Below are 12,807 nucleotides of genomic sequence, written 5' to 3' on the forward strand. Positions count from 1 at the left end.
GGATTTCGGAACTTTGACAACTTTAGAACTAGAATTCTCATCGCTTTGAATATCAAAAAGGAGAGGACATTTTTGGTCCTCTCCAGGATATGACTTTTTAGTAACCCACTACAGTTGACAAAGAGCCAAGAAAATGACCTCTAGCTTTACTCGGCTAGAGGTCTGACTTACCTTGCTGATATTTGAGAACATTCAGTTCATCTCATTCGGAACTGAACAACAACTTGATTGTTGATTATTTAATTTATTAAATTTTTAATTCCTTTAACCGCTAATGATTTTCTTTTATCTTAGCATTAGAAACATTTATAATAAAGCAACTATTGATTAACATCTTGAAGTCTGAAAACCATCTAAAAGCTTCTACTTTCTACCCACCGTCATAATCAGATAAGCTAAGCAGGCCTATCTAATGATTTAACCAATAGTCCAGTAAAGCAACTACTTATATGTTACAAACAACTATATTTATCAGCAAAGCAAATCGAATGCGAAATTAATTTTTTCCTTTCCCTATCTTTACTTATATTATACTCCTCTGCACACAAAAATGCAAGCGTTTACAATCAAAAAAATATAAATTTTTTAAATAATTTTTACAACTAAAAAGAGCTGAAAATATCAGCTCACAATCTTATTCAAATAAGCTATAATAATCCGCTATGGTCATTTTGGCTTTTTCTTCCTGTTTGAGGTCTTGGATGATCTGTCCTTCTTTCATGACAATGAGACGATTGCCATATTTGAGAGCATCCTCCATGTGATGAGTAATCATGAGGGCCGTCAGTTGGTCTCTCTGGACAAAGTCATCAGTCAGCTCCATAAGGGCAACACTGGTTTTTGGATCCAGCGCTGCCGTATGCTCGTCTAAAAGAAGCAGTTCTGGGCGCTTGAGGGTCGCCATCAGCAGACTTAAAGCCTGTCTCTGACCACCAGAGAGAAACTCTATCGGCGTATCCAGATGTTTTTCCAGACCATTGCCAATTTTATCGATGGTCTCCTGAAATTCCTGCCGGTGGCTATTCAGCCGACGAGGGACTAGACCGCGCGATTCGCCACGAAACTTGGCAATCAGCAGGTTTTCCGCCACTGTCATCCGAGGAGCCGTTCCCATCTTGGGATCTTGGAAGACACGCGACAGATATTTGGCTCTCTTTTCAGGAGAAAAGTTGGTCACATTTTCGCCCAAGATGTAAATGCTGCCGCTGCTCAGAGAGAGCGTCCCGGCAATGACATTAAAAAGAGTTGACTTCCCTGCTCCATTGCCGCCCAAAATCGTGATAAAATCATGCTCATGAATCTCCAGCGACACATCGTTTAGGATGACCTTTTCTTCATCAAAGCCGTTATTGACCCGCTTGCTGGCATTTTTTAATTCTACAATCGCTGTCATTTGCTTAACTTAGCTCCTTTAAAGAATTTATTTTTCAAGGTCGGAATCATGAGGCAGACCGCCAAGATAACCGCACTATAGAGGCGGAGATAGCTGGTGTTGAAACCAAGAGCGATGACACCCCAAATCAGAAACTGATAGGCAATAGCACCAACTACAATGGTAATCAGGCGCTCAGACAAGGTCAGGCTCTTAAAGAGAACTTCCCCGATAATCAGACTAGCCAAACCGATGACGATAACCCCAATCCCGCGGGAAACATCTGCATAGCCTTCCTGCTGGGCAATCAGAGCACCAGACAAGGCAATAACGCCATTAGACAAAATCATGCCCATCAATTCCATGCGTCCAGTATTGATACCGAAACTACGTGCCATATCAGGATTATCTCCAGTCGCGATATAGGCCTGCCCTAGCTTGGTATCTAGGAAAAAGAGCAGGGCTACAATGACCAGACTGACAAAAATCAAGCCTGTCAGGAGATTATTGATTTCCCCAGAGAAGGGCAAAAAGTCCTGAATCTGCCGAGTTCCCAGCAGACCTAGATTAGCCCGCCCCATAATCATGAGCATGATGGAATGGCAAGAGGTCATGACCAAAATTCCTGACAGCAGGGTCGGAATCTTGCCCTTGGTATAGAGAAGGCCTGTCGCCAAACCTGCCAGACAGCCCGCCAACACTGCAGCTGCCGTTGCCAAGAAAGGGTTCACCTCTTTGGTAATCAAGGTGACGGCTACTGCCCCACCTAGAGGAAAGGAACCTTCCGTCGTCATATCTGGAAAATTCAAAATCCGAAAAGTCATGAAAATCCCCAGACCCAAAATGGCCCAGACCAGACCTTGTGAAATAATGGAAAGAATCATCTTATTGTCCTAACTAAATTAAAATCGTATTCTATTTTAACATAAAAAAGCAGCCAATTTCAATGTTGACGCGCAAACAAAGAAATTGGCTCACTGACTATTCACTTAACCACTGTCATCCGTCCTGTGTCCACATCGTAAACTGCCCCTGAGATTTCTACATCGTCGGGAATCAGTGGTGACTGCCGCAGCAATTTCATATCTTCACGTACACTTTCCACCACATCTGTAAAGGGCAGAAAATCCTGACCGCTGACATCGACACCCAACTCTTTGTTGAGATAGGCTACAAACTCCTCATTCTTAAAGGTCTGTGCTCCGCAGTCTGTATGATGCAAAACCACGATTTCCCGCGTTCCTAGCTGCTGCTGAGAGATGACCAGCGAGCGAATCATGTCCTCCGTGACCCGGCCGCCAGCATTCCGCAAAATATGTGCATCCCCAAGAGCCAGACCCAGAGCCTGAGCCACGTGGAGCCTAGAGTCCATGCAAGTTACAATGGCTACTCTGGTTTTTGGCTTGATAGGGAGATGTGCTGTTCCATGCAGATCAACATAAGCTTGATTGGCCTTCATAAAATTTTCAAAATAAGACATTTTTCACCCTCATATATACTTTGATATTCAAATGATTTTCTCTTATCTTACCATCTTTTCGGTCATTTGTCAGCTGTTAGCTTTTTTATAAAAAAGCTAGGACAGATAAATTCAGCACCTGTCCTAGTTTGTCTTTTTATGAGCTTTTTGGAATATACTTGCTGAGTGAGCCTGCAAAGGTTTGAAGATTCAAGCTTTGAACATAGATTTCTCCAGTACCTCGGAAGGTATTGACTACGCCTTCTCCCGTTCCGATAGACTGCCAGAAGCCATTTTCCAGATGGATATTATAATCCAAAGACTGGCTCCAAGCTACTACATGGGCATTGTCAATGGTCACTTCTTGGTTATTCAGTTCAATTTTCTTAATAGATCCAAAAGCATTGGCCAAAAGTGTGCCTTGCCCTTGGGTCGTCATAACAAAGAGACCGCCCTGACCGCCAAAGAGAGCCTTGCCAACAGACTGGCGCTCCATCGTATAGTAAGCCGTACCATCAAGAGCCAGAAAGGCTCCGTCATTGAGCCGATACTGCTTCTCTCCCAGATAAAGAGGAATGACCTGACCAGGAGCATCCGGCGCCAGAGCCAAAAAGCCATTATCCGACTGAGCGACCGCCTGCGTGATGAAGGTGCTTTCGCCAGACACCATCGAACGCCCGACTGCTTTGACAAAGCGTCCCAAACCAGAACCGCTAGCATTGAGCTGGGTGTTCAAGGTTACATTAGGCGTGTGGTAGACCATACTGCCACGCTGAATAAAGACTGTCTCACCTTGATTTAGGTGTAGGTCAACGAGTGGGAATTGCATATTGCTATCCATGGAAAATCTCATGATCTTACCTCCGTGTTTTTATATGATTAGATTATAACATTGGAAAAATATTTTTGCAAACAAAAACTAGTCTGACAATAAAATTTAGCCAAAAACCTTTTTCAGAACTTCTCCAATCGTTATCACACCGATAACTTGGATATTGTTCGGAACCTTGAGACCATTCAGAGAGTTTTTAGGAGCGTAAACCTTGGTGAAACCCAGTTTTGCTGCTTCGTTGATGCGCTGCTCGATGCGGTTGACCCGACGGATTTCGCCAGTCAGACCAATTTCACCGATAAAGCACTCTTGAGGGTTGGTCGGCAGATCTTTGTAGCTGGAAGCAATGGCTACCGCCACCGCCAAATCAATAGCTGGCTCATCTAGCTTGACACCACCAGCTGATTTGAGGTAGGCATCTTGATTTTGCAGGAGGAGCCCTGCTCGTTTTTCTAGAACAGCCATGATAAGGCTGGCACGGTTAAAGTCCAGTCCAGTCGTGGTCCTCTTAGCATTGCCGAACATGGTCGGTGTCACCAAAGCCTGCACCTCAGCTAAAATCGGCCGCGTCCCTTCCATGGTCACAACGATGGAAGAGCCTGTCGCGCCGTCCAGCCGTTCTTCTAGAAAGACTTGGCTGGGATTGACAACCTCAACCAAACCGCCGGACTGCATTTCAAAAATACCAATCTCATTGGTTGAACCAAAGCGATTTTTAACTGCCCGTAAAATACGGAAAGTGTGTTGGCGTTCGCCCTCAAAATAAAGCACGGTGTCCACCATATGCTCTAGCGTGCGGGGGCCAGCCAGGGTTCCTTCCTTAGTCATGTGACCAACGATAAAGGTCGCGATATTGTTGGTCTTGGCCAACTGCATAAGCTCCGCTGTCACCTCACGGACCTGAGAAACAGAACCTTGAACACTGGAAATCTCCGGCGACATAACTGTTTGAATGGAGTCGATAATCAGAAAATCTGGCTTGATTTTCTCAATCTCCGTGCGGATATTTTGCATATTAGTCTCGGCGTAGAGATAAAATTCACTGTCAATATCACCAAGCCGTTCCGCCCGCAGCTTAATCTGCTCAGCTGATTCCTCCCCGCTGATATAAAGGACAGTGCCCTGATGAGATAGCTGGGTTGACACCTGCAGAAGCAGGGTGGACTTCCCGATACCGGGATCCCCACCAATCAGGACCAGACTGCCGGGCACTACTCCACCACCCAGCACACGATTGAACTCGTCCATGTCAGTCTTGGTCCGGTTGACATCAATCGAAGTGACCTCAGTCAGCTTCATAGGCCGAGTCTTTTCGCCCGTCAAGGAAACACGAGCATGCTTGACCTCAGCAGCCTCTACCTCCTCAACAAAAGAAGACCAAGAGCCGCAGTTAGGACAGCGGCCTAGATACTTGGGCGAATGATATTCACAATTTTGACAGACAAAGGTCGTTTTTTTCTTAGCGATGAGATATCTCCTTTATATTTCTAATTCACATTCAATAAACTGGCAGAAATCAATAGTTTCATCTGGCACAAACTGACGGATGAGCATGCGATGGGCTACAAGAGCTACCGTCTCGTAGTCTCTGTATTTGCCTAAGGCACGGAAAAAGCGAGCTTTCATCTGCTCAGCTGTCTCATACTGAATAGGACTACTGGGGAGCAAGGCTCCATTATTTTCTAAAAACAGGCTTCGAGCTTTTTCAAAGTTCTCTCTTCCCGTTTCATAAACCTGCCATTCATGCAGCAAAGGCTCCACAAAAAGCGGTAGTTGGCGGTCTCGAATCAGATAGGAGGCCGTCTCCAAAGCCCGCATCACAGAAGAGGAAATCAGAATTTCCGCCTGTTCCAGCAAAGGATTAGCAGCAGCCTCTGTCGCCATCCGACGACCAGCAACTGACAAAGGAGCCAAATCTAATCCAAAACCAGTATAACCAGCCTCTTCCAAGAGTGAATAATCTGGTTCTCCATGGCGCACAAAGATTACTTTCATCTCAATGCCCAGTAGAGCCAAATCCGCCTGTCCGCACACCGTCGGCTACATCCCCATCCGCAATCAGAAATGGTGCAAAGACAGCCTGCACCACACGTTCGCCAACTTCGAGGACGACTTCCTGATCTGTGATGTTTTTCATCTGAGCAAAGATATGCCCTTCGTTTCCTGGATTGCCATAGTAGTCGCCATCAATGACCCCAACGGAGTTAATCAAGACCAGACCTTTTTTCCGAGGATTGGACGAGCGGTCGTAAAGATAAAGCACCTCACTTGGCTGCATATAGACTTTGACACCAGTCGGAACCAGCTTAATCTCCCCTGGCGCAATGACGATGCGCTCTGCCACTTTTAAGTCGTAACCTGCTGCGTGAGCAGTCTCTCTCTTGGGCAGTAAATCTTTATTTGTAAAGCTGGAAACCAGCTCAAATCCACGAATTTTCATACAGTTCTCTTTTCTATTTTTACTGTCCCTATTATACTAAATTCGCAAAAAACAAGCAAAAAAACCGCCGATTGGCGATTCTCCCTAGTATAGATCTCTGATGATCTCTCCATTATCCAGATAGGTAAACTGCTCCGTCAAATCTGATGTGAAAACTTGATACATTTCTTTAAAGCTCAAGGCCAGCGAGTGGTGATCAAGTTCCTCGCGTTTAATCCAGAACACTTCTCCTTCGTCGGACGAGATCAGCTCTCCTTCAAAATGATTGGTCTTGTAAAGAAAAACGACGTAACGTTCATCCTTTTCGGTATAAAACTGCTTGACACCACACAAGCGAGGCTCGTATATGGTCAGTCCCGTTTCCTCTTTGACTTCACGAATCACTGACTTAACAAAGGACTCCCGATGTTCAACATGGCCGCCTGGAAAGCAAAGACCGGTCCAATCATCATTTACTTTATTTTGCACTAAAATGCGGTCCTCATCATAAACCATACACATATTTGTTAAGATAACGCTCTCCGCTCTTGACATTTCTGCTCCTCCATCTACCGACCGATTCGCTCGGCCTATTTGTGACTCATTATAACACAAAAAACCTTTAAATTGATGAAAATCTAGATTTCTCACCCTTTCCAGCAAAAAAACCGCCGATTGGGCGGTTCTTATAGGGAGATTATTATGAAAAAGAAAAGTTTTAGGATTTCATCAAATAAAGTTAGGAGGTCTTCATTTGATGGTTATATTATATAAAGCTTATCTTAAAATTACCTAAAATCAATTTCAGTTTTTATAATTCTTGCAAAAGATATTGGAAGAGCTCCAAATTGCCCTTTTCTTCGTTGATCAAAAACTCTGGATGCCACTGAAGGCCGATGATACGACTGCCATCCACAGCCTCAATCGCTTCGATGGTATTATCTCTTGGGTCAAAAGCAGTTGCTCGGAAATTGGACGCCAAGTCTTTGATGCTTTGGCGATGGACCGAATTAATCTGGCTAGCCTGACCAAACAAACGCTCCACAACACTGCCTTTCTCCGTGCAAATGGAGTGCGAAGTACCAAACGGCAAGCCCTGCCAGTGATTGTCAATCTGCTGATTGAGTGTGCCACCAAAAGCAACATTTACCAGCTGCAGACCGCGGCAGATAGCCATGACTGGCTTATCCTGACGAATGGCCTCCTTCAAAAGAGCCAGCTCAAATTCATCGCGAACAATATTGTAGTCATCACTGTCAATGCTCTTTTCTTCCCCATAAAACTGTGGATGAACATTTTGCCCACCTGATAAAATCAGCTTGTCAATCGTTTCAACATAATCCTGAACTAAACTTTTATCCCCAACGGGAATCACCATCGGCAGGCCACCAACCATTCGTACGCCATCCACAAACTTGCGTGAAACAGAGGTGTGAATATTCTTTCCAGCTTCATCGACTGGACAAAGATTGGCTGAAATTCCAACAATTGTTCTGCACATACCGTGATTCCCCCTTATTTTGATATAGTATATCTTACCACGCCTTTTCTCAATCGTCCAATAGATTTTTTTAAAGCTGCTTATAAAAATTTTTTATCAAAGACTCTGCATGTCTTTCGAATAGAAAAACTCTCGAATGGACTATAAGCATAAACGAGAGTTCGGAAAAATATTTCAGCTTTCACTCAAACACAAACTGATTATGATAGAGTTCTGAGTAGAAGCCACCCAGTTTAAGGAGCTGGTGATGATCGCCCTGTTCGATGACCTCTCCGTCTTTGAGGACAATAATCTGGTCAGCATTGAGAATCGTCTTGAGGCGGTGAGCAATGACAAAGCTAGTTCGGCCAGCCACAATGGCTTCCATAGCCTGCTGAATCTTGCTCTCTGTTACCGTATCGACATTAGAAGTCGCTTCATCCAAAATCAAGACTTGTGGGTCAGTCAGCAGAGTTCTAGCAATGGAAATCAGCTGTTTCTGCCCAGTTGAGAAGATATTCTGGTCATCATCCACCAAAGTATCGTATTTGTCTGGCAGACTTTCGATATAGTCATGAATATGGGTCGCACGCGCAGCGATTTCGACCATCTCCTGACTGGCATCCGGCACACCGAAGCGGATATTGTCCCGAATCATGCCACTAAAGAGCACCGAATCCTGTAGGACAATGCCCACATGGCTCCGTAGGCTGTCCAGCTCATAGTCTCGAATATCGCGACCGTCAAACTCAATACTACCACTGTCTACATCATAAAAGCGGTTGAGGAGGTTCATAATGGTCGTCTTACCTGATCCAGTCGGGCCAACAACAGCCGTCATCTTGCCCTTGGGTGCTGAAATGCTGATATCTTTTAAAATTGGCTTACCTTTCAGATAAGAGAAATCAACATTCTTGATCTCGACTCCTTCTTTAAGCTCTGTGAAAGCAGGTGCATTTTCAGACCGGACCTCTTCTGGTGCTTCAAACATTTCTTGGATCCGATCAGCGCCAGTAAAAGCAAGCTGTAAGCTCCCCCAACTGGCAGCAATCTGTATGATAGGCTGGTAGTACTGCTGAGAAAATTGAGAATAGGTTGTAATCAATCCGACCGCAACCGCAGTACCAATACTCGAATCATTCAGCAACATAGCCGAACCTACAAAAATCACAATCGCGGTGTTGATAAGACTTAGCCCATTCATAACCGGAAAGAGCAGCCCTGAGCAGGCACGACCTTTAAAAGTTGCCGAACGAACCCTATCATTTTGGGCGACAAAGCCTTTAATCACCTCCTCCTGCATACCTTGAACAATCACAGCCTTCTGGCCCGAAATTGTCTCATCCATATAAGCATTCAGTTTCCCGACCTCTTTTTGCTGGAGGTCTGTATATTTACGAGCCAGCCTGACAATCGTGATCAAGACAAGAAGGGAAACAGGCGTGCTCGCTACGGTCACCCAAGCCAAGCTTGCATTTTGGGCAAACATAATCACAACTAGAGCAATATAAAGAAAGATGTTTTTCATCACCTGAATCATGCTCTCATTCAAAGCCTGAAGAATATTGTCCAAATCACTGGTAAAGCGCGAGAGGATATCTCCATCCTGATGACGGTCAAAGAAAGAGACCGTCAACTTAGCTAACTTCCCAAAAAGGCCCTTTCTCATTTCATTGGTCGAATGAGAAATGACACGAGACATCAAGGTCATATAAATCATGCTGGAAAGAGACAGACACAAAAAAGTGAAAAACAAGTTCCACATAATGCCTCCAAACACAGTAAGAATCCTTTCTGTATTCTGATTATCGGCGAAAGCAGAGCCCAGCTCAACAAGATTCTGAACAGCCTGACCGACATAAATTGGAAAAAGAACTTGAAGCACTGTGGACAGGAGAATCATGAGGATAACTATTACAAATGACAGTTTGTAGTGTTTAAAATACTGCCAGAAAAATTTCATCGTCCGCATCTTAATCCTCCTTTCCTTTTTGCGTTTCGTAGATTTCACGGTAAATCTTATTGGTGGCAACTAATTCAGAATGGGTTCCCTGACCAATCAGCCGCCCTTGATCTAAGACCAAAATTTTATCTGCATGGACAACCGAACTGATTTTTTGGGCGATAATAATCGTTGTTGTCCCTTTCAGCTCTTTATTCAGAGCTTCCTGAACCAGCTTTTCAGATTTGGCATCCAATGCCGAGGTGGAGTCATCTAGAATGAGGATATTGGGATTATTGACAACTCCGCGAGCAATCGACATCCGCTGTTTTTGCCCACCAGAGAAATTATTCCCACGCTCTTCAACTTCACTCTCAAAAGTATCTTCCATTCGGTTGATAAACTCACTAGCCTGAGCAATCTGAGCAGCTCGCTCCATCTCAGGCAGTGAAGCATTTAACTTCCCTTGACGCAAATTGTCTGCAATCGTTCCCTTGAATAGGATTGCTTTTTGCAAAACAATCGATACATTTTTACGAAGGGTACCCTGACTCAGGTCGCGCAGATCCTTTCCACCGATCGTGATAGAACCTTCCTGTGGATCAAAGAGACGAGGAATGAGTTGAGCCAAGGTTGACTTTCCCGCCCCAGTCGCTCCGACAACACCAATCATTTGACCCGCTTGTACTTCAAAACTAATATCTTTGAGTATTGGTTCTTCGTCTGTCGGATAGGTGAAGGTCACATGCTCAAAAGTGAGGCTACCTTCTAGTTTTTCATCAGGAACATCCTTAAATACCATAGCTGGTGCTGTATCTAGAACTTCATTGATTCGGCGGATTGAAATCAGAGCCCGAGTTACTGTATTCCCCAAAAATCCAACCATAATAATCGTAAAGATAATCTGGTTTAAATAGCCAACAAAAGAAGCAATCGAGTTGACAATCTCAGGATCTGCTTGGACCATGCCTGAAAGAGCCCAGACTGCTAAAAATACTGCTCCATATCCAACAAACATCATAATCGGCTCGACAATAGAAAAAGCATAGCCAATGAAAAGATTTTGCGAAAGCAAATCATCAGAAATCTGGCTAAATTTTTTAAATTGCTCCTGCTCTTGAACAAAGGATTTGACTACACGTACACCGCGCAGGTTTTCCTTCGCAATACTATTCATCTTTTCTAAGAGAACTTGAAATTTCCTAAACCGAGGTCCCATCAAGCCCATCATTAAAGCAGTCAATCCCGAGACCAGCACAATTAATAGGACAATGATCCACCACAGTGATGGTAGGGTCATCAAAGCCAAGATGACTGAGCCAATGAACAGCAAGGGCAAATGGAATAGAATCTGAAAAACCATCATCACCAAATTTTGCACTTGGTTGATATCATTCGTCATCCGAACAACAAGATTTCCGGCATTGAATTTCTCAATATTGGCATAAGAGAAGGTCTGAATTTTACGGAAAGTTGCTTCACGAAGGTCAGAGGAAACGGCCTGAGCAATATAGGCCGCTATAATGACATTGATGCCTCCGGCAACCAAACCAACTATTCCTATCCCAATCAGCCAGACTCCTGTACTGGAAATTGTTTGTCCACTGTTTGACTGGAGCGCATCTAGTATACGTTTCAGCAGCCAAGGCTGGAGCAGCGAGCTGGCAATCATCAGGGCGGCCATTGTGATTGACCCAAGTACAAACCATTTATAGCGTGATAAGGTTTTAAAAAACATATTTCCTCCTGACTTTCTCTTACTTTTGCTTAGCTTTTTTACTATATCATAGATAAATACAATGTCAAGCAAGAAATTTCGTATATTATGTGGTAAAATAAAGTATAGAACTCTAAAACTGATTCCGCCCATTCTGGAGTCTTGAAGTAAGGAGAAAACATGGATAAACAACGAGTTGCTGTGATCGGCCCCGGCTCTTGGGGAACCGCTCTATCACAAGTCCTTAATGACAACGGACACCAAGTCCGTATCTGGGGCAATATTTCAGAGCAGATTGACGAAATCAATAACCAGCATACAAACAAACGCTATTTCAAAGATGCCGTGCTGAGCGAAGAAATTAAGGCTTATCATGACTTAAAAGATGCTCTGGAGAACGCAGATGCTGTGCTTTTTGTAGTGCCGACTAAAGTAACCCGACTAGTGGCCAAACAAGTAGCGCAAACCTTGGATCACAAGGTGAAAATCATGCACGCCTCCAAAGGATTGGAGCCCAATACCCACCAACGGATTTCGACTATTCTGGAAGAAGAAATCCCCGCAGAGCTGCGTAGCGAGATTGTCGTCGTTTCAGGTCCCAGCCATGCTGAGGAGACTATTGTCCGCGATATTACTCTGATTACCGCAGCCTCCAAGGATTTGGAAACAGCTAAGTATGTACAGGAACTCTTCAGCAACCACTACTTCCGCCTCTACACCAATACCGATGTCATCGGGGTAGAGACAGCCGGAGCACTGAAAAATATCATCGCAGTTGGAGCCGGAGCTCTCCACGGACTAGGCTATGGTGACAATGCCAAGGCTGCCATTATCACACGCGGTCTGGCTGAAATCACTCGACTGGGTGTCAAGCTTGGAGCCAGCCCTCTGACCTACAGCGGTCTTTCTGGTGTCGGTGACTTGATTGTCACAGGAACCTCTGTTCACTCTCGCAACTGGCGGGCCGGCGATGCGCTGGGTCGCGGCGAGAAATTAGCTGATATTGAAGCCAATATGGGCATGGTTATCGAAGGGATCTCTACCACCAAGGCTGCCTATGAACTAGCTCAAGAGCTAGATGTCTATATGCCCATCACTCAGGCCATCTACAAGGTTATTTATGATGGTCATGATATCAAAGATGCCATTCATGATATGATGAGCAATGAATTCAAAGCTGAAAATGAGTGGTCTTAATTCGCACTATTATTTTAAAGGAGAAACTTATGTCAAAAGTCAGAAAAGCAGTCATTCCTGCTGCTGGTCTCGGTACCCGCTTCTTGCCAGCTACGAAGGCTTTAGCCAAGGAAATGCTGCCCATCGTTGACAAACCAACTATTCAGTTTATCGTCGAAGAAGCCCTCAAGGCTGGAATCAAAGACATTCTAGTTGTCACAGGTAAGTCAAAACGCTCGATTGAAGACCATTTCGACTCCAACTTTGAGCTAGAATACAACCTCAAAGAAAAAGGCAAGAACGACTTACTCAAGTTGGTGGATGAAACCACTGGTATCGGTCTACATTTCATCCGTCAGAGTCATCCGCGCGGGCTGGGAGATGCTGTTTTGCAAGCTAAGGCCTTTGTC

General features: G+C 44.5%; 13 protein-coding genes. 2 read left to right on the forward strand and 11 right to left on the reverse strand.

What is annotated here, in order from left to right:
• Positions 1-634: 634 nt before the first annotated feature.
• The 11 genes from STRDD04_RS07775 to STRDD04_RS07825 form a co-directional block, all read right to left on the reverse strand.
• Positions 635-1,393: an ABC transporter ATP-binding protein gene (locus STRDD04_RS07775; RefSeq protein ID WP_062201227.1), complete on the reverse strand. Its 759-nt coding sequence runs from the start codon at positions 1,391-1,393 to the stop codon at positions 635-637.
• Positions 1,390-2,256, reverse strand: coding sequence for an ABC transporter permease (locus STRDD04_RS07780; protein WP_062201229.1), 867 nt, complete (start codon positions 2,254-2,256; stop codon positions 1,390-1,392). The genes STRDD04_RS07775 and STRDD04_RS07780 overlap by 4 nt, the downstream gene beginning before the upstream one ends.
• Positions 2,257-2,357: 101 nt before the next feature.
• On the reverse strand, positions 2,358-2,852 hold the full coding sequence (locus STRDD04_RS07785) for a beta-class carbonic anhydrase (RefSeq protein ID WP_062201232.1): 495 nt from the start codon (positions 2,850-2,852) through the stop codon (positions 2,358-2,360).
• Between the two features lie 136 nt (positions 2,853-2,988).
• Entirely contained in the window at positions 2,989-3,684 is a 696-nt protein-coding gene (locus STRDD04_RS07790) for a TIGR00266 family protein (RefSeq protein WP_037616587.1), read from the reverse strand.
• A gap of 84 nt (positions 3,685-3,768) precedes the next feature.
• Positions 3,769-5,130 (reverse strand): DNA repair protein RadA, encoded by a 1,362-nt coding sequence (gene radA / locus STRDD04_RS07795; protein ID WP_082757366.1) that lies wholly within the window; start codon positions 5,128-5,130, stop codon positions 3,769-3,771.
• A gap of 12 nt (positions 5,131-5,142) precedes the next feature.
• Positions 5,143-5,658: a histidine phosphatase family protein gene (locus tag STRDD04_RS07800; protein WP_062201243.1), complete on the reverse strand. Its 516-nt coding sequence runs from the start codon at positions 5,656-5,658 to the stop codon at positions 5,143-5,145.
• Position 5,659: 1 nt separating this feature from the next.
• A complete protein-coding gene (locus tag STRDD04_RS07805; RefSeq protein WP_062201246.1) occupies positions 5,660-6,103 on the reverse strand; it encodes a dUTP diphosphatase in 444 nt (147 codons plus the stop codon).
• Between the two features lie 84 nt (positions 6,104-6,187).
• Positions 6,188-6,637: an 8-oxo-dGTP diphosphatase gene (locus STRDD04_RS07810; protein ID WP_062201249.1), complete on the reverse strand. Its 450-nt coding sequence runs from the start codon at positions 6,635-6,637 to the stop codon at positions 6,188-6,190.
• A gap of 256 nt (positions 6,638-6,893) precedes the next feature.
• Entirely contained in the window at positions 6,894-7,583 is a 690-nt protein-coding gene (locus STRDD04_RS07815) for a gamma-glutamyl-gamma-aminobutyrate hydrolase family protein (protein WP_062201252.1), read from the reverse strand.
• 181 nt (positions 7,584-7,764) lie between these two features.
• Positions 7,765-9,534 carry an ABC transporter ATP-binding protein gene (locus STRDD04_RS07820; protein ID WP_062201254.1) on the reverse strand — a complete coding sequence of 590 codons (1,770 nt, stop codon included), beginning with the start codon at positions 9,532-9,534 and terminating at the stop codon, positions 7,765-7,767.
• 1 nt (position 9,535) lies between these two features.
• Positions 9,536-11,242 carry an ABC transporter ATP-binding protein gene (locus STRDD04_RS07825; RefSeq protein ID WP_062201257.1) on the reverse strand — a complete coding sequence of 569 codons (1,707 nt, stop codon included), beginning with the start codon at positions 11,240-11,242 and terminating at the stop codon, positions 9,536-9,538.
• Between the two features lie 159 nt (positions 11,243-11,401).
• Here STRDD04_RS07825 and STRDD04_RS07830 point away from each other — a divergent pair, with 159 nt between their 5' ends.
• Both STRDD04_RS07830 and STRDD04_RS10670 read left to right on the forward strand, forming a co-directional pair.
• Positions 11,402-12,418: an NAD(P)H-dependent glycerol-3-phosphate dehydrogenase gene (locus tag STRDD04_RS07830; RefSeq protein WP_062201260.1), complete on the forward strand. Its 1,017-nt coding sequence runs from the start codon at positions 11,402-11,404 to the stop codon at positions 12,416-12,418.
• Between the two features lie 29 nt (positions 12,419-12,447).
• Positions 12,448-12,807: sugar phosphate nucleotidyltransferase (locus tag STRDD04_RS10670; RefSeq protein WP_156469075.1), on the forward strand; the 360-nt coding region annotated here is incomplete at its 3' end.

It is taken from the genome of Streptococcus sp. DD04, from assembly GCF_001578725.1.
Lineage (GTDB): Bacteria > Bacillota > Bacilli > Lactobacillales > Streptococcaceae > Streptococcus > Streptococcus sinensis.